Origin of the sequence: Rhodanobacter sp. MP1X3, from assembly GCF_014207165.1 — a bacterium.
Taxonomy (GTDB): domain Bacteria; phylum Pseudomonadota; class Gammaproteobacteria; order Xanthomonadales; family Rhodanobacteraceae; genus Rhodanobacter.
The window spans coordinates 587,949-611,892 of sequence record NZ_JACHCO010000001.1 but is presented as its reverse complement, the minus strand read 5'-3'; the positions used below and the strand labels follow the sequence as shown (position 1 = coordinate 611,892).

At 61.2% G+C, this 23,944-nt stretch carries 23 protein-coding genes; 13 read left to right on the top strand and 10 right to left on the bottom strand.

From position 1 onward, the window contains the following. From plsB to HDE79_RS02450, 4 genes are all read left to right on the top strand, one after another. Positions 1-2,730: a glycerol-3-phosphate 1-O-acyltransferase PlsB gene (gene plsB / locus HDE79_RS02465; RefSeq protein ID WP_184600332.1), complete on the top strand. Its 2,730-nt coding sequence runs from the start codon at positions 1-3 to the stop codon at positions 2,728-2,730. A gap of 82 nt (positions 2,731-2,812) precedes the next feature. Then, complete coding sequence (locus tag HDE79_RS02460; RefSeq protein ID WP_184600331.1) at positions 2,813-4,174, top strand: amidohydrolase family protein; 1,362 nt, start codon at positions 2,813-2,815, stop codon at positions 4,172-4,174. Between the two features lie 145 nt (positions 4,175-4,319). Further along, positions 4,320-5,087, top strand: a complete 768-nt coding sequence (gene ubiE, locus HDE79_RS02455; protein ID WP_184600330.1) for a bifunctional demethylmenaquinone methyltransferase/2-methoxy-6-polyprenyl-1,4-benzoquinol methylase UbiE — start codon at positions 4,320-4,322, stop codon at positions 5,085-5,087. Between the two features lie 10 nt (positions 5,088-5,097). Continuing rightward, complete coding sequence (locus HDE79_RS02450) at positions 5,098-5,736, top strand: Pr6Pr family membrane protein (protein ID WP_184600329.1); 639 nt, start codon at positions 5,098-5,100, stop codon at positions 5,734-5,736. Positions 5,737-5,777: 41 nt separating this feature from the next. Here the strand turns inward: HDE79_RS02450 and HDE79_RS02445 are convergent, their stop codons facing one another. The 4 genes from HDE79_RS02445 to HDE79_RS02430 form a co-directional block, all read right to left on the bottom strand. Continuing rightward, positions 5,778-6,308 (bottom strand): molybdopterin-dependent oxidoreductase, encoded by a 531-nt coding sequence (locus tag HDE79_RS02445; RefSeq protein ID WP_184600328.1) that lies wholly within the window; start codon positions 6,306-6,308, stop codon positions 5,778-5,780. Positions 6,309-6,383: 75 nt separating this feature from the next. Further along, positions 6,384-6,689, bottom strand: coding sequence for an NIPSNAP family protein (locus HDE79_RS02440; protein ID WP_184600327.1), 306 nt, complete (start codon positions 6,687-6,689; stop codon positions 6,384-6,386). A gap of 75 nt (positions 6,690-6,764) precedes the next feature. Continuing rightward, complete coding sequence (locus HDE79_RS02435) at positions 6,765-7,598, bottom strand: PhzF family phenazine biosynthesis protein (protein WP_184600326.1); 834 nt, start codon at positions 7,596-7,598, stop codon at positions 6,765-6,767. A 70-nt stretch (positions 7,599-7,668) separates the two neighbouring features. Next, a complete protein-coding gene (locus tag HDE79_RS02430) occupies positions 7,669-8,598 on the bottom strand; it encodes a DMT family transporter (protein WP_184600325.1) in 930 nt (309 codons plus the stop codon). 124 nt (positions 8,599-8,722) lie between these two features. Here HDE79_RS02430 and HDE79_RS02425 point away from each other — a divergent pair, with 124 nt between their 5' ends. From HDE79_RS02425 to pip, 5 genes are all read left to right on the top strand, one after another. Next, positions 8,723-9,208 carry an Lrp/AsnC family transcriptional regulator gene (locus HDE79_RS02425; RefSeq protein ID WP_184600324.1) on the top strand — a complete coding sequence of 162 codons (486 nt, stop codon included), beginning with the start codon at positions 8,723-8,725 and terminating at the stop codon, positions 9,206-9,208. A gap of 95 nt (positions 9,209-9,303) precedes the next feature. Further along, positions 9,304-10,875, top strand: coding sequence for a peptidase S10 (locus HDE79_RS02420; protein ID WP_184600323.1), 1,572 nt, complete (start codon positions 9,304-9,306; stop codon positions 10,873-10,875). 30 nt (positions 10,876-10,905) lie between these two features. Further along, positions 10,906-12,462, top strand: coding sequence for a peptidase S10 (locus tag HDE79_RS02415; RefSeq protein ID WP_184600322.1), 1,557 nt, complete (start codon positions 10,906-10,908; stop codon positions 12,460-12,462). Between the two features lie 29 nt (positions 12,463-12,491). After that, positions 12,492-14,213, top strand: coding sequence for an acid phosphatase (acpA, locus tag HDE79_RS02410; protein WP_184600321.1), 1,722 nt, complete (start codon positions 12,492-12,494; stop codon positions 14,211-14,213). 29 nt (positions 14,214-14,242) lie between these two features. Next, positions 14,243-15,193, top strand: a complete 951-nt coding sequence (gene pip / locus HDE79_RS02405) for a prolyl aminopeptidase (RefSeq protein WP_184600320.1) — start codon at positions 14,243-14,245, stop codon at positions 15,191-15,193. A 67-nt stretch (positions 15,194-15,260) separates the two neighbouring features. On the opposite strand, the gene HDE79_RS02400 is transcribed toward pip, so the two are convergent. Genes HDE79_RS02400 through HDE79_RS02390 form a run of 3 tightly spaced genes read right to left on the bottom strand, consistent with a single transcriptional unit; the run spans position 15,261 to position 16,707 of the window. Beyond that, a complete protein-coding gene (locus HDE79_RS02400; protein ID WP_184600319.1) occupies positions 15,261-15,614 on the bottom strand; it encodes a GIY-YIG nuclease family protein in 354 nt (117 codons plus the stop codon). Then, entirely contained in the window at positions 15,611-16,018 is a 408-nt protein-coding gene (locus tag HDE79_RS02395) for a DUF2239 family protein (RefSeq protein WP_184600318.1), read from the bottom strand. Before HDE79_RS02395 ends, HDE79_RS02400 begins: the two co-directional genes overlap by 4 nt. Then, positions 16,015-16,707: a DUF2239 family protein gene (locus HDE79_RS02390; RefSeq protein WP_184600317.1), complete on the bottom strand. Its 693-nt coding sequence runs from the start codon at positions 16,705-16,707 to the stop codon at positions 16,015-16,017. The genes HDE79_RS02395 and HDE79_RS02390 overlap by 4 nt, the downstream gene beginning before the upstream one ends. 317 nt (positions 16,708-17,024) lie before the next feature. Between HDE79_RS02390 and HDE79_RS02385 the strand changes: the two genes are divergently transcribed. The 4 genes from HDE79_RS02385 to HDE79_RS02370 all read left to right on the top strand — a co-directional run bounded on the left by HDE79_RS02385 (position 17,025) and on the right by HDE79_RS02370 (position 21,411). Then, the gene (locus HDE79_RS02385; protein WP_184600316.1) at positions 17,025-17,627 is read left to right on the top strand and encodes a glutathione S-transferase family protein; all 603 of its coding nucleotides are present in this window, start codon (positions 17,025-17,027) and stop codon (positions 17,625-17,627) included. A 92-nt stretch (positions 17,628-17,719) separates the two neighbouring features. Next, positions 17,720-19,576: a M1 family metallopeptidase gene (locus HDE79_RS02380; RefSeq protein WP_184600315.1), complete on the top strand. Its 1,857-nt coding sequence runs from the start codon at positions 17,720-17,722 to the stop codon at positions 19,574-19,576. A gap of 77 nt (positions 19,577-19,653) precedes the next feature. Next, positions 19,654-20,649: an alpha/beta hydrolase gene (locus tag HDE79_RS02375; RefSeq protein WP_255488216.1), complete on the top strand. Its 996-nt coding sequence runs from the start codon at positions 19,654-19,656 to the stop codon at positions 20,647-20,649. Between the two features lie 219 nt (positions 20,650-20,868). Beyond that, on the top strand, positions 20,869-21,411 hold the full coding sequence (locus HDE79_RS02370) for a sterol desaturase family protein (RefSeq protein ID WP_255488215.1): 543 nt from the start codon (positions 20,869-20,871) through the stop codon (positions 21,409-21,411). A 94-nt stretch (positions 21,412-21,505) separates the two neighbouring features. On the opposite strand, the gene HDE79_RS02365 is transcribed toward HDE79_RS02370, so the two are convergent. The 3 genes from HDE79_RS02365 to HDE79_RS02355 form a co-directional block, all read right to left on the bottom strand. Further along, on the bottom strand, positions 21,506-22,084 hold the full coding sequence (locus HDE79_RS02365; protein ID WP_184600313.1) for an isoprenylcysteine carboxylmethyltransferase family protein: 579 nt from the start codon (positions 22,082-22,084) through the stop codon (positions 21,506-21,508). A gap of 117 nt (positions 22,085-22,201) precedes the next feature. Then, positions 22,202-22,834, bottom strand: a complete 633-nt coding sequence (locus tag HDE79_RS02360; protein ID WP_184600312.1) for a VOC family protein — start codon at positions 22,832-22,834, stop codon at positions 22,202-22,204. Positions 22,835-22,947: 113 nt separating this feature from the next. Beyond that, positions 22,948-23,718, bottom strand: a complete 771-nt coding sequence (locus HDE79_RS02355; protein WP_184600311.1) for a SprT family zinc-dependent metalloprotease — start codon at positions 23,716-23,718, stop codon at positions 22,948-22,950. Between the last annotated feature and the right edge of the window lie 226 nt (positions 23,719-23,944).

Here is a 23,944-nt window from a genome sequence, read left to right as displayed (position 1 = left end):
ATGCAAACTATGTCCAGCGCGGATCACCCCGCTCGCCAACGTGCCCCTTGGTGGTTCAACCTGGCCGGGCAACTGCTGCAGCCGTGGGTGCGTATCCGCCGTGATCCGGCCGAGCCCACGGCACTGCTGCAGACCGGCGCACCGGTCTGTTATGTGATCGAGCGCGACAGCCTGTCTGATGCGCTGATCCTGCAGCGCGCCTGTCTCGAGGCTGGCCTGCCCAGCCCGATGCAGACGCTGGCCGGTACACGTCGCAAGCGCTCGGTGTTTGCGCTGACACGTCGCGAAGGCTGGATCTTCGGACGCCGTCACAAGCGCAGCCCGAACGAACCGCTGCGGCAATTGCTGCACTCGCTCGAAGGTGTGCCCGACCGCGATATCCAGATCGTGCCGGTATCGATCTACGTCGGCCGCGCACCGACCCGCGACTCCGGCTGGTTCCGCGTGCTGTTCTCCGAAAACTGGGTCATGGTCGGCCGTTTTCACCGTCTGCTGGCCCTGCTGCTCAATGGGCGTGACACGGTGGTGCACTTCTCGGCGCCCGTCTCGTTGCGTAACGCGATGGACGAAGCCGGCGAGATCGCGCCGGAACGCCTGACCCGCAAGATCGCCCGTGTGTTGCGTACACATTTCCACCGCATCCGTGCGGCGGTGATCGGGCCGGATCTCTCGCATCGACGCACCGTGGTCGACTCGGTGCTCAATGCCGAGCCAGTCCGCGCCGCGATCGCGGCAGCGGCGGCCAAGGAAAAAACCACGCATGCCAAGGCGTGGCAAAAAGCGCAGAAAATGGTGATGGAAGTCGCCGCCGACTATTCGCATCCGGTGGTGCGCTCCGCCTCATTCTTGTTGGCCAATTTCTGGAACAAGCTGTACGACGGCATCTCGATGCACCACTTCGACAAGGCGCGTGCCGCCGCGCCAGGCTTCGAAGTGATCTACGTACCCAGCCATCGCAGCCACGCCGACTATCTACTGATGTCGTATCAGCTGCATGTATCCGGCGTGGTCGTGCCGCATATCGCGGCCGGCGTGAACCTGGACCTGCCGGTCGTCGGGCCGATCCTGCGCCGCGGCGGTGCGTTCTTCATGCGTCGCAGCTTTACCGGCAACCCGCTTTACTCGGTCGTGTTCAAGGAATACATGGCGCAGCTGATCGATCGCGGCGTGCCGATCGAATACTTCATCGAAGGCGGCCGCTCGCGCACCGGACGCCTGCTGACACCGCACGCTGGCCTGCTCTCGATGACGGTACGCGCCTTCTTGCGCGCACCGCGCCGACCGGTGCTGTTTCAACCGGTCTACATCGGCTACGAGAAGCTGATGGAAGGCAAGTCCTACGCCGGCGAACTCAGCGGAAAGAAAAAAGAAAAGGAATCGCTGATCGGACTGATCCGCGGACTCAAAGTGCTGCGCCAACGCTATGGCCACGTGGCATTGAACTTCGGCGAACCGATCGAACTGAACCCGATGCTCGATGCCGCCAGTGCGGACTGGCGCCAGACCACGCTGGATCCGGATGCGAAGCCGGACTGGCTACGCAAAGTCGTGGACGGGCTGGCCGAAAAAATCCAGGTGAACGTCAACCGCGCCGCCGACATCAATCCAATCAACCTGCTGGCGCTCGCATTGCTGGCCACGCCCAAACACGCCATGGCAGAAAGCGACCTGCTGGAACAGCTGGCGCTGAGCAAGGCATTGATGGAAGAGTTGCCCTATTCCGATCGCGTCACACTGACGCCGATGAACCCCGTCGGCATCATTGCCTACGGTGAACAAATGGGCTGGATCGCACGCGTGCAGCATCCGCTCGGTGACGTGCTCACGGTCAGCGCCGAACACGCGCCGATGCTCAGCTATTTCCGCAACAACGTGCTGCACCTCAACGCTGCCGCCGCCTGGGTCGCCTGCTGCTTTCTCAACAATCGGCGCATGTCGCGCGCATCGGTGCTGCGACTGGGGCGGATCATCTACCCCTTCATCCAGGGCGAGCTGTTCCTGCCGTGGAACGACGATGGCTTTGGCACGCAGTTGCAGGACACCATCGATTTCTTCGTACGCCGTGGCCTGCTCGAATCGAGCGGCGATGGCCGCGTACTGGAGCGCAGTGCCGGTCAGGATGACGGCGCATTTCAACTGAAGGTGATTGCGCGCAGTCTGATCCAGGCCTTCGAGCGTTACTACATCACCATCGCCGCGCTGACCAAGAATGGTCCGCACACGCTGACCAGTTCCGAGCTCGAAAGCGCCTGCACGCTCACCGCACAGCGGCTGAGCCTGCTGCAGGAATTGTCCTCGCCGGAATTCTTCGACAAGGCCCTGTTCCGCGGCTTCATCCAGAAGCTGCGCGAGCGCCGCGTCGTATGGACAGACGACGCGGGCAAGCTCGACTACGACGTCGCGCTCGAAGGCATGGTTCGCGACGCGCGGGTAATCCTGTCACGCGAAGTACGCCACTCGATTCTCAAGATCACGCCCGGCGGCAATGAGAAAGAGGGTGCCAGCGGCACGCAGCTGGATGACGAGGAAGAAGCCACCGCGCCGGTCTCGCCAAGCCTGCTGACCGAGACCGGCGATGACAGCGTTGCCCCTACAGCCGAACCCGAATTGACCAAGGCCTCCAGCGCCGACCTGCATGATCGCCACGTCGCTACCGAACATCACAAACATGAGCATCAGCACGCCGCTCCGCCGGTGACAACGGATGAGCACGCGCCGCACAACGACTAGTCGCTGCGGCAACTGTTGAACACTCCGTGACGATGCGTGCGAGTCTGTCTAAGATGACGAACCTCCCCGTCGGAAGTTCACCATGACAGTACGCTGCGCGCTTGCGCTCGCCACACTTATGTTCTTGCTTCCGATCGGCAGTATGGCCACCGACCTGCCTGCCAATCACGACGTCAGCGTTCTGCATTGCGTGCGCTTGCTGGATAGTGCGGCCGGCAAGATGCTCGGGGAAACCACGGTGATCGTCGATGGCGGCCGTATCAAGGAACTACACGCCGGTACGGTGGATATCCAGCCGTATCAGCAGGCCGCCATGAGAGCGGGCGGCAGCTTCCATTATCTCGACATGGTCAACGCCACCTGCCTGCCAGGCCTGATCGATGCGCATACGCATCTCACTGACGAGACCAGCCCCACCGCATATACCGACCAGTTTCGTTTGAACATCGCCGACTATGCGATCCGCTCCACCGTCTACGCCAGACGCACGTTGCTGGCCGGCTTCACCAGCGTGCGCAACGTAGGCGACAACCAGAACGATTCAATCGCCCTGCGCAACGCCATCAACGCTGGCATCGTGCCGGGACCGCGCATGTTTACCGCCGGTGTACCCATCGGCAGCACCGGTGGTCATGCCGATCCCACCGACGGCTACCGGCGGGATCTGGCCCGCGACGGCGGTCCCAGCGACGGCATCATCAACAGCCCCGAAGATGCCCTGAAGGCCGTGCGCCAGCACTACAAGGATGGTGTGGATCTGATCAAGATCATGCCCTCCGGTGGCGTACTCGACGAAAGCGCCAGCGCCGACAACTCGCAGATGACGCTGGAAGAAATCAAGGCCGTGGTCGCTGCTGCGCACGACTACGGCTTCACCGTGGCCGCCCATGCGCACGGTGCCGAGGCCATTCGTCGCGCGGTGCTGGGCGGCGTCGATTCGATCGAGCACGGCACATTCATGAACGCAGAGGACATGCGGCTGATGAAGGAACATGGCACCTGGTACGTACCCACCATCATCGCCGGCAAATACGTGCAGGAAATGGCCGCCATACCCGGCTACTACCCGCCACAGGTCGCCGCCAAGGCCATGCAGGTCGGCCCGATCATCCAGGCCACCGCCGGTCGCGCATACAAGGCTGGTGTCAAGATCGCCTTCGGCACCGATGCCGCGGTCTATCCGCACGGCCAGAACGCGAAGGAGTTCAAGTACATGGTCGACGCCGGCATGCCGCCGATGTTCGTGCTGCAGGCCGCCACCACCCATGCAGCCGAACTGCTGCACAAGCAGGATCAGCTCGGGCAGATTGCCGTCGGCCGCGGTGCCGACATCATCGCCGTACCGGGCAATCCGCTCGACGACATCACCACCATGCAGCACGTCAGCTTTGTAATGAAGGACGGCGTGATCTACAAGCAGGATGGCAAGCCGGTCGAGTTATGAACAGGGAATACATTGCCGCCCCAGGCAGATTGGCGGTCAGCCGCAGGCGAACACCGGCATCCTACGGACATGATCTACTCGTTCGCTCCGACGCGACCTTGCGGCAACAAGTCCCGCCACGCCCCATTCCTGTAGCATTGCCAGCATGAACGAGCAGCCCAAACCCAGCAACGACTCGACCACCCATTTCGGTTTCCGCGACGTGCCGGTCGGCGACAAGCAGAAACTGGTCGGTGAAGTGTTCACCTCTGTCGCGCGCAGCTACGACCTGATGAACGACCTGATGTCATTCGGCATCCATCGATTGTGGAAACGCCACTTCGTCGCCATCAGCGGCGTGCGTCGCGGCGACCGTGTGCTCGATCTGGCCGGCGGCACCGGCGACATCGCTGCGCTGCTCAAACCGGTGCTCGGCGAGACGGGTGAAGTCGTCGTCGGCGACATCAACGCCGCCATGCTCGGCGTCGGCCGCGACCGCATGACCGATCGCGGCCTGGTCAGCGGTTTGCGCTGGGCCCAGCTCAACGCCGAAGTGCTGCCATTCCCCGACAACTCCTTCGACGCCGTGACCATGGCCTTCGGCTTGCGCAACGTCACCGACAAGGACAAGGCGCTGGCGGATATCTTCCGCGTACTCAAGCCGGGCGGTCGCTTGTTGGTGCTGGAATTTTCCAAGGTGCAGAGCGAACTGTTCGGCAAGCTCTATGACTTCCATTCGTTCAAGGTGTTGCCCAAGCTCGGCCAGCTGTTTGCCGGCGATGCCAACAGCTACCAGTACCTCGCCGAATCGATCCGCAAACATCCCGACCAGCAGACTCTGAAAGGCATGATGGAGCGCGCCGGCTATGGCCGCGTGGAAGTACGCAACCTCAGTGGCGGCATCGTGGCGATCCATCGGGCTTACAAGCTCTGAATCCGCACACATGGCTAACCGCCACCGAGCTTTAGCCGCAATTGCCGCACTGCTCGGCTGGTTCGCACTGGTCCTGCAACTGAGCCTGACGATTCAATTAACGCTTGCCAGAAGTGGCAGCGTGGCGTCCGCGCTGTGGCTCTGGATCGGCTACTTCACGATCACCACCAATCTTCTGGTTGCGATGGCGCTGAGCGCTAGGGCGATTGGTCCGCGTGGCCAAATCAATCGATTCTTTGGACGTCCAGACGTCCAATCGATGGTGGCGATGAGCATCGTCATCGTCAGCCTGGTCTACAACCTGCTGCTACGGGGGCTGTGGCAACCGCAGGGATGGCAATGGCTGGCCGACGTGACCCTGCACGATGTGATGCCGCTGCTGTTTGTTGTGCACTGGTGGCTGGCAGTGCCGAAAGCATCGCTGCATTGGTGGCAGATCGGTTTCTGGCAGATTTATCCCGCGGCGTATTTTGTCTACGTGCTGATCCGCGGTGCGGCGAACGGCTGGTATCCGTATCCCTTCATTGACGTGGCAACGCTGGGTTACCCGCGCGTACTGGTCAACGCATTGGCTGTGATGCTGGCCTTTGTCGTGGTGGCTGCACTGCTGATGGCGCTGGGCCGCTGGCAGGCGCGTCGATCTTCCTGATACCCGGTCACGCAGAATCCCCTACGATCGGAAGCTCGTTCTCAGCTACCACCATCCGGCGCACGTAGCACGTCGATGCGCACCACCTGGCGAATCCAGCGCGCCGGCCGCTTATCGGTTGGTGCCACCACGCGGAACGGGCCTTCCTTGGTATCCAGCGGCTTGCCATCGTGCTGGTCAGCGAGGATGACCGGCTCATCGCGGAACTGCGGATCGAGTTCGGCCAGCGCATAGACCACGCGATAACCGTCGGCGGCGATGATGCGCACATACAACGTCATGTTCTTGCCACGCAGCGCCTCACCTAACGGCACGCCAGCGGCGGTCAGAATCGTACTGAGCGACACGCCCGACCATGTGCCGCTGACACCATGCTCGCTGGCCTGCACGCTTACCCGCGGCAGCGTCGCCAACACGAGTGTCAGCGGATGGCCGAGTTCGCCGCTTACTGCGATGCTGACGGCGGCTACGGATGACACTGCGGACAACGCAGATAGAGCGAACAGGCATCCGAACAGATTCAGGCAGACACGGCGCCGAAGGCGGCTCGTGAAGGCAGATTGGCGGCGCATGCAATGGTCCTGTTGGTTCGGGCCATCATCTCACCATGCATCGCAGACCGATGCACGCACTGCGATGCCATACCGCTACCCAAACATTGGCCGGAAGAAACTCCGCTCGTAACTCACGATGCATGCGGTGTCCCGCGCGTACTGGAAAGCAGCCTGACAAGCTGGGTCCGCGAGGGAACGAGTGCGGTAGTCCTCGTAATCTGCCAGCGAAGGAAAGCTGAAAAGCGCCAGCGCGATGTTGTTGGCGCCTTCCGATGGCATGAAATAACCATGATGCGTACCGCCAAAGCGAGCGACCAATGGAATCCACAGCGATGCATAGTGCTCGAACTCGGCGAGCCTAACGGGATCGATGACGTAGCGCAGGTAACAGGTGACCAACGACTTGCTCCGAGGGTGGATCGCCGCCAAGCGGCATGAAGGTTGATCAGATCGGGGCTGATCCGATGAGAATGATCAGATGGGAATGATCCTTGCACTGCCGGACACTCGGATCGAACTGCCTGGCGTGGCACCGATCTCAGCGCGCAGGCGCGAACGCATGCCCATGTCCTCGCCCTGCACGATATCGATGGCGCCGTCGTGAGGCCATCCGAGATCGCGCAGGTAACCGGCCAGCGCGGCGGTCGCCGCACCGGTGGCAGGGTCCTCGTAGACGCCGCCGGAAGCGAACGGATTGCGGGTGTGGAAACGCTGTGGCGTCTCCGCGTAGGCCAGCAGAATGGTCACCAAGCCAGCGCGCTGCATCAACCGGCGACCGACATCGAGGTCGTATTTCATGGCAGCGAGCGCCTGACGATTGTTCAAGGCCAGGACCAGATGATTCGCCCCGCCATGAACCAGCGCAGGCGGAATGCGGGGATCAAGCTCATCCGGTGTATAGCCGAACAAGTGGAGTGCTTCCGACACCAGGTGAGCCGGCGCCGACTCACTGCGCGTGGGCGGAGACTGTAGAGCAGCAGTCATGCCTTCACCGACCTGCCGTCCCTCGACAGTGATCTCGGCTTGATTGAGGCTCAGGGCGAACACACCATCGCCGTGTTTGCGGGCAAGCGCGACGCCCAGCGCAATGGTCGCATGGCCACAGAATGGCACTTCGGATTCCGGCGAGAAATAACGCACACGCCAGCCTGTTCCTGTCGGAACTGCAAAAACGGTCTCGGAGTATCCGACCTCGGCAGCAATCCTTTGCATCTCGGATTCATGCGGAAAATCATCGTCAATCAGAACGCCGGCCGGATTGCCGCCATTGTCCCCATCCGAAAACGCGGCGATTCTCAGTACGCTCATCATCTCTCTCCGTTGCAGTCATCGCATGGATAGGGGCTTGCAGAAACTACCTTGCTGCGGGATGCCGCAACTACGATTCAACCGCACCGTTGACCAGCGTCGGTGGCACAGCCACTGCGACCACCTTGCGCTTCCAGTTGGTCAGCACGACGCCGGCCAGGGTGATCGCACCGCCCAGCAGGGTCAGCGCCGTGGGGCGCTCATCCAGCCACAACCAGCCGATCAGCACGGCGATCGGCGGCGATAGATAGATGAAACTGCTGACCTGCGACGCTGGCGCGCGCTTCAAAGCGGTATTCCATGCGATGTAGCCGACAAAGGTCGGTGCGATGCCCAGCCACAACAGCGCCATCCAGCGCTCCGCGCTCGCCGCCATGACATGCTGCTGTAGCCCCGGCAGACTGAAGGGCAGTGCGGCCAGGGTCGCCGCAAAAAAGGTTGCCGCTGTTACCCCCAGCATGCTGCTGCGGGCGAACAACGGCTTCTGCCGCACGAAAAATATCGCCGAGCAGACCACACAGACCAAGACCAGGGCCGCCATCGGCTGGAACGTCACCTGCTTGCCACTGGCCAACACCACCAGCACCACACCCGCCAGTGCGATCAGCAGGCCGACCAAGGCGCGCGGGCTGAAGCGCTCGCCCAGCCAGATCGCCGACAGCGCGGTGGTGGCGGCCGGTACCAGCGAGATCAGGATGGCGGCGGTGCCGCTGGCTATACGGGTCTCGGCGAGACACAGGCAGAGGTGGTACACGGTCATGCCAATCACCCCCAGCAACGCGACCAGCGGCCAGTCGCGTCGCGCCGGCATGGGCACCCGCTTCACCGCCAGCAACAGCCCGAAACAGATCGAGCCAATCAACAAACGTCCAAACGCAACCTGGCCAGGGGTGAACGCCGGCAACGCATAGGCGATTGCTGCATAGGCGGACGACCAGGTCAGCAAGGTCACCGCAATCGCCCCCAGCGCGGGGCCATCCAGACGTTCGTGGGTATCCATGACCGAGACTTCCAGCAAGAATCGAGTCGAACATACTAGCCATGCAACGAGCCATTCTGAATAATCAATCGAAGGCCGCTGGTCGACTTGACCTTTTATCTAACGAAAATTTGGAGGTACTTCGATGGAATCCAAAATCACCCTGGATACCAAGGACTGGCAGCTGATCGAGGCCTTGCAACGTGATGCGCGCAGCGGCTATGCCGAGCTGGGACGCATGGTGCGGCTATCGGCACCCGCAGTCGCCGAACGCGTCAAGCGGCTGGAGGAAGCCGGCGTCATCAGCGGCTATCGCGCCACCATCGATCCACGCCAGCTGGGCTTTGCGATCAGCGCGATGGTGCGTGGCCGTTGCGATGGCGCCGCCTGCGCCCGCATCGGCAGCATGGTGGAAGACATCCCGGAAGTGCTCGACTGCCGACGACTGGCCGGCGAGGATTCCGCCCTGCTACATGTCGTGGCGATGTCGGTGACCCATCTGGAAGCGGTGATCGACCGGCTGCTGAAGCTGGGCATCAGCACTATCACCATGATCGTGCTGCAGACCCCCCACGAACATCGCCCCTTGACCCGCGCGATGTGGAACGTGGCGCACGAGTTGTCGCGGTAGGGGCCGCAACACACTTGCACCCAGTACTTTTGTCACGGTCGCGATCGCGGCACGCCACGCATACTTCGAAGACGATTTGTTGAAACGGGGCTTCCATGCGTTACCTGACTTCCTTGCTGCTGGCCGGCGCTCTTGCGCTGGCACCGATCATCCCCAGCCACGCCGATGACACGCCGGCACCGGACAAGAACGACGCCAGCAAAAAACACGCGACAGACGACGCCACGGCACCGAGCACCGAAAACGCTACCCGCACACAGCACAGCGTCAGCATCGGCGGCCACACGATCAAGTACACAGCCACCGCCGGCACACTGATCATCCGCGACGACAAGGGCCAGCCACAGGCCAGCGTGTTCTACGTGGCTTACACCGTCGATGGCGGCAGGATCGATGGCGCCAAGGCCGAAAAACGGCCGGTAACGTTCCTCTACAACGGTGGCCCGGGCTCCTCGAGCGTGTGGTTGCACATGGGCTCGTTCGCTCCGGTGCGTATCGAAACCGCCAGCCCCGAAGCAACCGGAGCGGCGCCGTACCATCTGGTACCCAATAGCGACAGCCTGCTCGACAAAACCGACCTGGTGTTTATTGACGCCATCGGCACCGGCTATTCGCGCCCACTGGGCAAGGCCACCGGCAAGGATTTCTGGGGCGTCGATCAGGACATTTCCGCGTTCAGCCGCGCAATCCAGCGCTACGTCAGCATCAACAAGCGCTGGAACTCGCCAAAATTCCTGTATGGCGAAAGCTACGGCACCACGCGATCGGCGGCACTGGTCGATGCGCTGCAGGACCAGGGCATGAGTTTCAACGGCGTGATCATCATGTCGTCGATCCTCAACTACGGTATCCGCCTGCCCGGCTATGACGAGATCTACATCGGCTACCTGCCGAGCTACGCCGCCGCGGCCTGGTACCACAACAAGATTTCGAACAAGCCGGCGGATCTCAAGGCATTCCTCGAGCAGGTACGCACGTTCGCACGCGGCCCATACGCCGCCGCGCTGGCGCAGGGACAGAACCTGCCGGACGACCAGCGCGACGCCGTGGCGCGTCAGCTCGCCGCCTATACTGGGCTATCGGTGCAATTCATCGAAGAGGCCAACCTGCGCATCGACCTCGGCCGCTTCCGCAAGGAGCTGCTGCGCGACCAGCGCCTGACGCTGGGCCGCTACGACAGCCGCTTCACCGGCATCGATCCTGACGCCGCTGGCGAGACCCCCGACTACGACGCCTCCGACAGTGGCATCAGCGGCGCCTTCGTCAGCGCGTTCCACGATTATCTGGACGGCCAGCTGAAATACCACAGCGACCTGGATTACCGCCCCACCTTTGGCGACATCAGCAAGGACTGGGACTGGAAGCACAAGGTCGCCGACCAGCACCGCCCCCTGCCAACGGCGTATGTGGCCGGTGATCTGGCGCATGCGATGCGTACCAACCCCGGCCTGAAAGTATTGTCGGTCAACGGTTATTACGATTTCGCCACACCGTTCTTCATCACTGAATACGATCTGGCGCACATGAACCTCGACCCGACGCTGCGCGGCAACCTGCAGTTTCTGTATTACCCGTCGGGTCACATGATCTATCTCAATACCGATGCCCTGAAGCAGCTGAAGACCGACTTGTCGGGCTTCTACGATCACGCCGCACCCGCGCGTTGATCCGCACCCTATCGAAACGGAATGATCGCCATGCGTAAACAGATTTTCGCCCCCTTCGCCCTTGCCCTGCTGTTGACGCTCGGCAGTGCCGTGCACGCCGACGACGACAAGCCAGCCGACGCCAAAGCGCAGAGCGACAAGGACAGCAAAAAAGATGTCCAGCCGATTCCGCCCGAACGCAGCGTGGTGACCAAGCACAGCGTGCGCATCGGCGGCCGCACCATCAACTACAAGGCCACCGCTGGCACGTTGCTGATCAAGGACGACAAGGACAAACCGACCGTCAGCTTTTTCTATGTTGCTTACACGGTCGACGACGGCAAGCCGGGCAAGCGGCCGGTGACCTTCATGTACAACGGCGGCCCGGGCTCCTCGAGCATGTGGTTGCACATGGGTTCGTTCGGCCCGGTGCGCGTGGCCAACAAGGGTGACCAACCGATTCCGCCACCGCCATACCAGACCGTAGCCAACGACGACAGCCTGCTCGACAAGACCGACCTGGTCTTCATCGACGCGCCGGGCACCGGCTACTCGCAACTGGTCGGCGGCGCCGAAGGCAAGAATTTCTACGGCATCGATCAGGATGCCGACGCATTCGCGAAATTCATCACGCGCTACGTCAGCACCAACCATCGCTGGAACTCGCCGAAGTTCCTGTTCGGCGAAAGCTACGGCACCACGCGCTCGGCCGTACTGGTGAAGGTACTGCAGGAACAGGGCATGGAGTTCAATGGTGTGGTGCTGATGTCGTCGATCCTCGACTTCAACGTCTGGGCCAACACCGGCGACGACCACGCCTTTATCGTCAACCTGCCAACCGAGGCGGCGATTGCCTGGTATCACGACAAGGTTCCCAACAAGCCTGCGGACATCGCGAGCTTCCTCGCCGGCGTGCGCCAGTTCGCCAATACCGACTACACCCTGGCCCTGACCAAGGGCGACGCCATCACGCCGGCCGAGGCCGATCGCGTCGCCAATCAACTGAGCCAGTATATCGGCCTGTCGCCGAACTACATCAAGGACGCCAATCTGCGCATCGATCCCAGCCGATTCCGCAAGGAGCTGCTACGCGATCAGCGCCGCACGGTTGGCCGTCTGGACGGCCGTTTCGAAGGCATCGATCCCGATGCGGCAGGTGAGACACCCGAGGGCGACGCCGCCAGCGATGCGGCCACCGGCGCCTACCTCGCCGCGTTCAACCAGTATGCCAGCGACCAGCTGAAGTTCAGCGAAGAGCGTCCGTACCTTCCCAATAACTATGGCGTAATCAACGTCGGCTGGGACTGGAAGCGCAGCGCAGGCCACGGCTTCACCCAGGCGCCGTATGTCGGCTCCGACCTGGCTGCAGCGATGCGACGCAACCCGCATTTGAAAGTGTTCTCGGCGAACGGCTATTACGATCTGGCGACGCCCTTTTACGCGACGCAATTCGATCTCGGCCACCTCGGCCTGGACCCGTCGATCAGCAAGAACATCGAATTCGGTTTTTATCCCTCCGGCCACATGATTTATTTCGACGTGGATGCACTGAAGCAGGTGAAGGCCGATCTGTCGCGCTTCTATGACGAGACCGTACCAAAGTCCTGAAACGCCACACCAGCGCGGTAATTGATCAAATGACTGACAAACCTTCCGACAAACCACCCGTCGCCAACGACGAGCATCTGCCCAACCCACAGCGCCGCCGCCTGCTTGGTGGAATGGCCATCGCGGGAGTCGGCGTAGCGCTCGGTGGTACGGGTGCGGCAATCGCTGGCGGTCATGTGGCCAGCGTCTCTGCATCTGACTCAACGCATCCATTGCCCGATGGCGCGCTGGATGCGCTGCTGCGCGAACACATCCATACCGTGGTGGTGCTCTACGCGGAAAATCGCAGCTTCAATAACCTGTTCGCCGATTTCCCCGGGCTGGAGAAACCGCTCAGCGCGCTGAAGCCTGACGACTATCTGCAGCGCGATCGCAACGGCGATCTACTACAGACGTTGCCGCCGATCTGGCAAGGTCTGGTGCCGCACAAGCAGGTGGTGAATCATCGTGCTTACCAGATTGGCGAAGCCGATATCACCGGCCTGCCCAACGCACCGTTCGCGTTGCACACGCCGGATGGCGAACCATTGCCACACGGCCTGGTAACCCGTGATCTGATTCACGCGTTCTATCAGAATCAGCTACAGATCAACGGTGGAAAAAACGATTGCTTCGTCGCCTGGGGCGACAGCGGCGCCATGCTGATGGGCCATTACGGTGACAGCTCGGTCAACCTGCGACTGTGGCGGCTGGCCGAGCAGTACACCCTGTGCGACAACTTCTTCATGGGTGCGTTTGGCGGCTCGTTCCTCAATCATCAATACCTGATCGCCGCGCAGCCGCCGTTCTATCCGAACGCGAAACAGAGCGTGGCCAAGGCGAGGATCGCGGTGACCGAGAGTGGTGAAGCCACCGACCATCGACTCAAGCTGACCGATGATTCACCCGCCAGCGCGATGGATGGCAAAGCCAAGTTTGTCACCGCCAATATGCTCACGCCGGATTTCTGGGCCGTGAACACCATGGGGCCGCCGTACTCACCCAGTTTCAAGATCGATCCGCATAATCCGGCGTTCGCCGATACCAGCAATCCCGCCACCTGCCCGCCGCAGACGCACAAGCATCTCGGCGACATGCTGTCGGCCAAATCGGTGGATTGGGCCTGGTACGGCGGCGCGTGGCAGGCGGCACTCGATGGACACGGTGATGGCCCGCTCGACAACTATCCGGACGAACCCAACTTTCAACCGCATCACCAGCCGTTCAATTATTACGTCAACCTTGCACCAGGCAGCGAGGCGCGACGCCAGCACCTGCGCGATGGTGGGCTGGGCGAAACCGCGCCGGGAAATCGTTTTCTGGTCGACGTCGCCGCCGGCAAATTGCCACCGGTGACGTTCTACAAACCGCAAGGCAATCTCAATATGCACGCCGGTTCGTCCGACATCGAAGCCGGCGATCGTCACCTCGCGCGGATGGTCGATGCGCTGCAGAAAAGTCCGCAGTGGCCAAACATGCTGGTGGTGATCACGGTCGACGAGAATGGTGGCTGGTGGGATCATGTCGCACCGCCCAAGGGCGATCGCTGGGGGCCCGGCACGCGCATCCCAGCCATCGTCGTGTCACCGTTTGCCAAACGCGGCCACGTGGATCACACCATCTACGACACCGGCTCGATCGCACGCTTCATCACGCGACGCTTCGGACTGGAGAAACTGCCAGGACTGAAAATGCGCGAGGAAGCGATGGTTGCCGCCGGTGGCCCGCCGCCGGGTGATCTCACGGCAGCACTGCATTTCCCGACCAGCTGACAACCACTGACGGAACCCGAGCGTTGAGCATGCACGAGATGTATCCCGAGATCGAGCCATACCGCACACAGCATATTGCCGTCGATGCCATACACACGCTGCGCGTGGAGGAGTGCGGCAATCCCAATGGACTGCCCGTGGTGTTTCTACACGGCGGACCGGGTGCAGGTCTGGCCACCTATCACCGGCGCTTCTTCGATCCGGCACGCTACCGCATCGTGTTGTTCGACCAGCGTGGTGCCGGGCAATCGACGCCGTTCGCCGATCTCACCGACAACACCACCTGGCATCTGGTCGCCGATATCGAAACCATCCGCGAACAACTAGGCATCGAACGCTGGGTGGTATTCGGCGGCTCGTGGGGTTCCACGCTGGCGCTGGCGTATGCGCAGACGCAACCCGAGCGCGTGCTCGGGCTGGTGCTACGCGGCATCTTCCTGTGCCGGCCGGCAGAAATTCGCTGGTTCTACGAAGAAGGCGGCGCGTCATGGATCCTGCCCGAAAAATGGCAGCGCTACGCCGACGCCATTCCTGCCGACGAACGCGGCCAGATGATGGAAGCCTACTGGCGCCGACTCACCTCGGATGATGAATCCGTTCGCCTCGCCGCCGCAAAAGCGTGGGGCGCGTGGGAAGGTGGCGCGATCACGCTGGCCGAAAGCCCCGAAACCGAAGCCAGTTTTTCCGCGCCCGAAGTTGCCGTGAGTTTGGCGCGCATCGAAGCGCATTACTTCCGCAACCACTGCTGGCTTGAACCCGATCAGCTGCTGCGCGACGTCGACAAGATTCGCCATATACCCGCGACCATTATCCATGGCCGCTACGACATCATCTGCCCGGTCAAGAACGCCTGCGATCTCGCCGCGGTATGGCCGGAAGCCAAGCTGCATATCGTGCTGGCCGGACACGCCGCGTCCGAGCCGGCGATCGTCGATCAGTTGGTGCAGGCCACGGAGCGGCTGGCGGATCGCTACGTCTAGATAATTTTCTGCACCTTTTTCAGCTATGGATACCAGCAGAAGAGCTGAACTGCCGATACCAGCTGCCTCATAGGTAAGAACCTGACGAGCCGAGAGGTATCCTGGCTCGCCAGAATGCTATCCGTCGCACGAGTTCCGCCGCATAGTCGAAATCAGGTTCGGGGCGTTCCTGGATTTGTTCGACCACCTCGAACAAGAATCGCGCTTCCCCGTACTCACGCCAATCCGCCATCAATAACCGATTTCGGTGGACGCCCAATTGAAGCTCCATCCGATGGCGATTCAACGAACCTGTCAGGTTGGTGCTTTGATCCAGCAGCATCCTGCCAGTGATCGCGTTACTGATGGAGAATATGCCCATTCGCGGCAAGGCCAGTTTGTAGGCCAATTTGAGATCTTTTCTTCGGGCCTTGTCCGTCACGACCCACTCTCCGCTTCAGTAACGCTTGCCCATACCGGCGCTGACAGGGTGCTGATTTCCTCCCGGATAGCTGCAGGCCATAGCGCAATTTTCTCGTGGAACATGGCAGCGTTGGCTGCAAACAGGGCTCGAATCGCTTCTTCGAAATGAGATCGATTACCGGCCATGTCACGCATGAACTGATAGCACTTCTCTTTCGATTCTTGCACACGGTACGCACCGTCTCGGTCGCGACGCGCGTCGTCGATCAACAGGCGCAGTGTCCCGCTTGCACTGCGTGACTGAAGAGCCAGCCATTCCCAATGACGAGGCAGCATCGTTACGTTGCGACTCTCCTGCTGAAGTCTGGCTGGCGCGAGTGAGTCCGTGGTTTGGACGGCTGTTTTCTGAGAAGGATTCATCATTTGGCGACTGCCCTTTCATCCGGCTTTGATGGCGAGACTTGCGTGCCCTCGCTGGAGGCAAGCCGGATGACATGGTCACGCACGTCTTGCGGCCAGCTGGCAATGAGTCCATCCAGCCTGGGCCGATCATCCGCAAACAGTGCTCGGGCAGCATCCTCAAAACCCGCGAGGTTTCCCGCCAGCGCAGATATGAAACTGTAGGTACGCTCTTGTGCTTTGCGAGCTTTGTCTTTGTGACTGCGGACGCGCCGAGCTTCCTCAACCAGTTTGCGCAAAGCCACGGACGTACCGCCGGGCTGTGCCGCCAGCCATTCCCAATGCCGTGGTAGCAACGTTACCTCTCGGGCCACAACGCCCAATTTCGGTCGCCCCCGTCCCCGCCGTTGGTCGGCCGGAAGCGACGATCCAGCCGAATGCTCCGTGGGAAGTGCGGAGAGACCATGCTGTGCCGTCCCTTCGCCCGCATCCATTGCCCCTGTGTTTGCAAACCGGGTGGCCACTTCTTCATCCGCCCCCCTCGTGTCGATATCGATCTGCTGGCCAGAGCTGTCGTCGAAGACAAGTACCGGACCAACAGCGCCCTTTTCGATGGCATGTTTCACTGCCATCGCGACCGCCTGAAGCGGACCAGAGGCTATGCAGTCGTACCCGTCAAAACCCGTCCATGAAGGCGAAAGCGCGCTTGTCATCGGAATATCCCGGCTTAGAAGACACTAATTATATCCGGGTATAATTAAAAGTAAATAACACCCGGATAAATTTAAGTCGCCTGCGGCACGACTTCGACAAAACCCGCGGCATCCCCACCCACATCCACGACCGCGACGACATCATCTGCCCGGTCAAGAACGCCTGCGATATTGCCGATGTCTGGCGCGAGGCGCTGATATCGCGCTGACCGCTGCCAGCTCAAACAGAGCGAAATTAGCTCGCGGCAAGACTTGGATAAGCGGCACTTTGTCCGCACAAACAACTCATCGCTATTGCCATACGATTTGTCCCAACGATGCTAACCCTGTTCAGTTATCCACTCTCCCGCAATGCATGGAAGGTTCGCCTGCTGCTCCAGCACTTGGGTCAGTCGTACCGGACGGTGTCGGTGGATATTTTCGAGGGCGAAGGCCAGCGTGCCGAATACCTTCGTATCAACCCCACCGGCAAGGTGCCCGCGATCCAGCTTGACGATGGGCGCACATTGGCCGAGTCGAACGCGATTCTGGTGTATCTCGCCGATGGCACACCCTATCTGCCGGACGATTCGTTCGAACGGGCGAAGGTTTTGCAGTGGCTGAGCTTCGAGCAGGAACAGGTGGAATCCAGAATTGGCACGCTGCGCTACTGGATGCATGCCGGCGAATGGCAGAAACGTTCACCCGAGTTGATCGAAAGCATGCGCACAGCGGCGCAGCGCGCGCTCACCATTCTGGATCATCAGCTGGCGACGAGGCCGTTCATCAACAATTCGCATTACACCGTCGCCGATATGGCCCTGTTCGCCTACGCCACTTGCGCCGAGGATGTCGGCGTGCCGCTGGAACCCTACCCGCACTTTCGTGCCTGGATCACACGCGTTGAGGCTCAGCCAGGTTTTCTCGTCCCGCCCGGATGAGTCTGCGGCCTGGACAGGCCTTCCGTCACAGGCGGCCTTGAACCCGGCAGTGGCATACTCGGCGTTTACGTTTTGGCCGTTCCGGAGTTTGCATGCGCCTGCTTTCCCTTTTTGCCATTACCGCGTCGACGCTGCCCATAGCCGTTTACGCCGCCGAACCGCACTCCTACGCGCAACCCGACCAGGTGCTGGTCACACATCTGGATCTTGATCTGACGATCGACTTTCCGCAGCAGCAGCTGGATGGCCAGGCGACGCTGAAGCTGAACTGGAAGAATCCCAAGGCGCCCTCGTTGGTGCTGGACACACGCGACCTGAAAATTGCCTCGATCGAATCGGTGTCTGCCGATGGCAAGACCGCGCCGCTGAAATACGCGCTGGCATCGCGCGACAAACAGCTTGGCAGCAAGCTGACCATCGCCACGCCGACACACCCGTCGCAGGTGCGCATCGTCTACACCACGGTACCCGAAGCGTCGGGCCTGCAGTGGCTGACGCCGTCACAGACGGCGGACAAGAAACTACCCTTCATGTTCTCGCAGTCCGAATCGATCCATGCGCGCTCGTGGGTGCCGCTGCAGGATTCGCCAGCGATCCGCTTTACCTACACCGCGCATGTGACCGCGCCGAAGGACGTACGCGTGGCGATGAGCGCGATCAACGACGCTCACCATCCGCTCGACGGCAAGTTCGACTTCGATCAGCCGCATCCGATTCCGTCCTACCTGCTGGCGATTGCCGCCGGCGACCTGGCGGTGAAGGAAACCGGACCGCGTTCGGCCGTGTATGCCGAACCCTCGGTGGTCGGCAAGGCCGCGCACGAGTTCGAGGACACCGAGAAAATGATTGCCACCGCGGAGGGTCTGTATGGCCCCTACCGCTGGGGCCGTTACGACATCCTGGTGCTGCCGCCGTCGTTCCCATATGGAGGCATGGAGAACCCCAACATGACGTTCGCCACACCGACTGTGCTGGTGGGCGACAAGAGCCTGGTGTCGCTGGTGTCGCACGAGCTGGCGCATTCGTGGTCGGGCAACCTGGTGACCGCCGCGAGCTGGCGCGACATCTGGTTGAATGAAGGCGTGACAACCTACGTGCAGGGCCGCATCACCGAGGCACTGTACGGCAAAGGTCTGGCCGATGAGGAGTCGCTGCTCTCCGCCCGCGCGCTGGAAAAAGACATTGGCACGATGCCGGCCAACGCACAGAAGCTGGCACCCGATCCGCGCGGTGTCGGCGCCGACGATTCGCTCTCTGCCGTGGCCTACGACAAGGGCTCATGGTTTCTGCGCACGCTGGAGCAGCGCTTCGGCCGCGACACCTTCGACACGTACCTCAAGAGCTACTTCAACCACTTCGCATTCCAGAGCATCACCACCGAACAGATGCTCGCCTACATGAAGCCCAATCTGATCGAGAAATACCCCGGCAAGATGAGCTGGTCCGAGGCGCAGGATTGGGTCTACGGCACCGGCATCCCGAAAGATGCACCGCTGCCCGACTCGCCGCACTTCGATGCGATCGACAAGGAGCGCAGCGCGTTCCTGAGCGACACACTCACCGCCGACAAGCTCGATGCGAAGGGCTGGAACACACAGGAATGGATGTATTTCCTCGACCGCCTGCCCGACGTCACACCGCTGCCCAAGATCAAGGAACTCGACGCCGCCTGGCACCTTACCGGCACGCCGAACGCGGAGATCGGCATGCGCTGGTACACCCACGCCATCGACTCCGGCGATAAGGACGTCTGGTCGGCTGCAGCCGAACACATGACCCGCATCGGGCGGCTGTATCTCACCCTGCCGCTCTACAAGGCCTTCGCCAAAACACCCGATGGCCTCGCGTATGCCGAGCAGGTTTACGCCAAGGCCAAGGCCGGCTATCACCCGCTAACGCAGCAGGCCGTGGAGTCCATTTTTGCCTCGGCAAAAACGGCAGACAAATAAGCGCCCTGTTTTTCGCTCTGCACAAGAAACAGCTCGGCATTGACTGACTAATCCAAACAACCCCGAAGAATCCAACCATGGCTCTACCTGCATCAACCACGCCCACTACGCGCCCCCTCTGGAAACGGCTGCTTCTACGACGGCTGAAATTTCTCGCGTTGATCGCGGCGATTCTGATCATCGTTCTGGGCGGTAGCTATCTGTTCGCGCCGCAGTGGCTGATGCAGGCGAATTTCACGCGCCAGGCGATGGCGGCGAATCTGGACAAGCATTCGGTGCAGGCGGGCGATACGAAGTGGGTGTATTACGAGGGTGGTCAAGGTCAGACCATCGTGCTCCTGCACGGCCTGGGTGACAGCAAGGAGGTCTGGTTGGAAACGGCCAAACTGCTGACGCCGCATTTCCATCTGATCATTCCCGATCTGCCTGGCTGGGGCGAGTCAACGCGCGTGGCCGATGCCAGCTACAACGTGGATGCCCAGGCGGCGCGCCTGCAGACCTTTGTACAAACGTTGCAGCTGCAGCGCTTCATCCTGGTAGGCCATTCGATGGGCGGCGCGATTGCCGGCGTCTATGCCGCCGAGAATCCTGAGCACGTCAGCGAGCTGGCGCTGATCGATTCGTTCGGCCTCAAGTACAAGGAAAACGCGTTTGCCCGCGACGCGATGGCCGGCAAAGACCCGTTTATCTTTGACGACCGCGCCGGCTTTGCCCGAATGACCGCCCTGGCGCTGGAGAAACCGATGGACCTGCCCGGTCGCTTCGTCGATGTGCTGATCAAGCGCAATCAGGACGATCGATCGTTCATCGCGCAAACCTTCAAGGAGCTGAGCGAGCCTTCGCAATATCTCGCCGTGCAGAACCGGTTAGGTGATCTCACCATGCCGGTGCTTGGCCTGTGGTGCCGTGACGACAAGATCATCGATGTGTCTGCGCTGGACAGCCTGCGTGATGGACTGACTCACTCCGCGGCAATCAGCAGCAGCACCGTCAGCGGCTGCAATCACATACCGATGCTGGAAAAACCCGAGGTTACCGCACAGATCCTTACGAGTTTTGCGCTGTCCCACTAGGGCCAATAGTCGCGGCCGATGCCTTTATACCGCCCTTCAGGCCAGGCTGGTTATCTTTGAGTCAGCCGCCAATCAGTCATCATTGTGATTTGCGCACAGCAACATGTGACAATGAAGTTATAGATCGGAGGCATGCGTGTGTATTTGCAAGAAAACGGAATGGTGCAGCAACCGATGACGCGAAGCCCGTGGCGCTCCTTCGTGGACGCGGTGATGCGAATGTCGTCCACCCGGGCCAACTATTGGGCCGAAGTGGCTGTGGACGCGACGCTGGCCCTGCTGCTGTTTTTCGAGGGCTGGCGGCATTTGGCTGGCGGCCTGATGGCCGGCATGCTGGCGATTCTGCTAGGCCTGTTCGCCTTCAGTTTCGTGGAGTACTTCTTCCACCGCTGGATGTTTCACACGCGCATACCGTTGTTCGCCCAGGGCCACCAGATGCATCACGAAAAGCCGCTGGGCTACGACTCACTGCCCTTTTTCCTGCCCGGCGCCGTGCTGTTCATTCTCACCGGGCTATTGGTGCTTGTCCTCCCGCTCGGGTTCGCCTTTTTGCTGATGGGCGCGGTCACACTGGGTTACATCGCCTACGGGCTCAGCCACTTCACCATCCACCACGTGCGCTTCAAGCACCCGCTGATGCGCCGCTGGGCAGGCTCGCACCATGTGCATCACTATCACCCCGACAGCAATTTCGGCGTCACCACGCCACTGTGGGATGTACTGCTGGGCACGCGCTACGTGCGGCAGACACGCAAGCTCTGAGCGGTCTCATCGGCTCGGCTGCCGCGCAAAGTAGGCAGCCTCACTCGATCGGATCAAGCTTTTTGCTCAGATCAGCCTGGTCAATTCGCCCGGCTTAAAGCAGACCCGGAATCAGGGCCTTGACCCGGTTCATGTACTCGCCGTAAGCCGGCCCGAAGTACTCGCTGAGCCAGGTTTCCTCCAGCCGCAGCTTGCGCCAGAACGACACGAACATGATCACGAAGCCCAGCACGGCGCGCCATTCGCCCAGCAGCAGGGCAGTTCCAACCAATGCCAGCAGCAGGCCGGTGTAGATCGGATGGCGCACATAGCGATACGGCCCACGCTCGATCAGCTCGTGATCCTGCTTCACCTGCACCACCGCGCTCCAGTTGCTGCCGAGAATGGCGCGCGCCCAGCAAGCGAACAGCAGGCCAGCCACCGCCAGCAGCAGACCAAGCGAGGCCAGCCAGAGCACATCCGGTACAAAGCGCATGCCAAGCAGAGTCCCCTCGTACAGCGTCGTCGGCCACATCAGTGCCAGGTTCACGATGATCGGCAGCCAGTACTTGAAAAAGCGCGACCACGCCGACTCGCCGCGAGCCGAACTCTTGACCCGTCGAGCGCTCCACAACCAGTAGAAAAGAAACAGCAGCCAAGCCACCGCGGCCAATGTCGTGATCGAGATTTGCATGGTCAGCCCTTGATGCGATGCCGGTCATGCGGCATTAGGATCAGGATGGTGCGCGGAACGGGGGCCAAAGGCAACGCGAGCCTCTTGCCCACGCGCTGCGAGCACCGATTGAGATGATCAAGGAACCCGCTTGACCTGAGACATGATTGCGATGGGTCGACCATCCGGGTCTTTGAAGAATGCCATCCACTCCTCCGTTCCGTCGCTGTGTTGATGGATCATGTGCGGGGCGTTGATAAACTCGACATCGCGGGACTTGAGTAGTTCGTGTGCACCCACGATGTCGTCAACGCGGAAGTAGAGGATAGAGTCAGCTGCGGCGGCCGGGGCCTGCGTCAGAAGCAGGCGCGTGCCATCGCAATCGAAGAACGCAAGACTGCCGAAAGTGTAGAGATGCGGCAGTCCGAGTACTTCCCCATACCAGTGGGCCGCCTTCTGAATGTCGCTGACAGACCTCGATATCTGACCGATTTTCCCAAGCAATGGCGTTTCCACGGCAGTCCTCTCTTTGCTATCCAGTGCGCTCCCACCTGGCGGACGAAACCATCGTTGAAGCGCTTTGCGATTGGGCAGATCAAGCTTGGCCAATACGTTAGCCATGTGAAATTTGACGCCATCACGGCTAATGCTTTTACGCTCAGCTATCTCACGATTGGTGAGGCCATGCTGAGCTGCATGAGCAATGTGCCACTCGGCAGGAGTGAGCACATCGTCGTGCGCTGGTCGACCTCTTCGCCGCTTCTTGGCCATGGCCGGATCGTATTACCCCGAAGCCCGATTTTCCCTACCCACCCCGCAACCGCGTGCCGGCAGAAACCCATTAACCTCGCCTCGATGGCAAAAACCGTCTTATCGCGCCGAGCTCAGTCGGCGACGTCGGCCACCAAGCGGTCGAGTTCGGCCTTGAGCATGCCGCCGTTGACCCGCAGCCAGTCACGCTGCTCCTGCCAGTCGGGGTAGAGGTTTGCCACCTGTGCCCAGAATCGTGGTGAATGATTGCGCACCTTGAGGTGGCACAGCTCGTGGACCAGCACGTAGCGCAGCGCAGCCGACGGTGCCAGAGCCAGCGCAAGGTCCAGGTTGATGCGGTCGCGGGTATCCAGGCTGCCCCACAGGCTTTTCATGGGACGGATTTTGAGCGCGGTCGGAGCCAACCCCAGCAAGGGCACGTAGGTGGCCAGCCAGCGCGATACGTCGCGACGCATCTGCCCTTCCAGATACGAGGCCAACAGGCCACGGGCAATCGGCAGCGCACGGGTATGCGGGCGCGGAATGACCAGGGTCAGGCCGGTCATGCTGGGCTCGATGCGCGGATAAGGGCCTTCGGCCCAGTCCAGCGTAGCCGTCTCACCGCGCAGCGGGAACTCGGTGGCATAACCGACCCGCAGCGGCGGAATCGGATCAACGATCAGGTTCAGCTCGTCGAGCTTCTTTTCCAGCCAATCCGCGTGACTACGCAGGAAAGCGTTGACCTGGGCCGGATGCGTGCCGTGCGGGTAGGACACCCGCGCACCCTTGGGCGTGACAGTGAGGCGCAGCCTGCGCGCGCGGGGATGGGCGGCCTTCAGCACCATGATGCTGTTGCCGCTGACCGTCGCCAGTTCCAGCCAATCGCCTTCGAGATGTTGCGTCATACGGCTGCCCGTTTGAACCTCGTCGTGCTTTCGTCGCAGAGATGTTTTCGCGAGTCGCGCGAGAACACCGGACAGCCAGTATGCCGCCTTGGCCGTCCAAATGGGGCGGATTTTTCGTCGGAGCCTGTCCATCATCTCCTCGTGGCACCCGCCGGTAGCGGTTTGCACTCAGGGCAAGGAAGAACGAGGGAGTGTACGTCGGTACACGACCGAGTGATGACGCTGG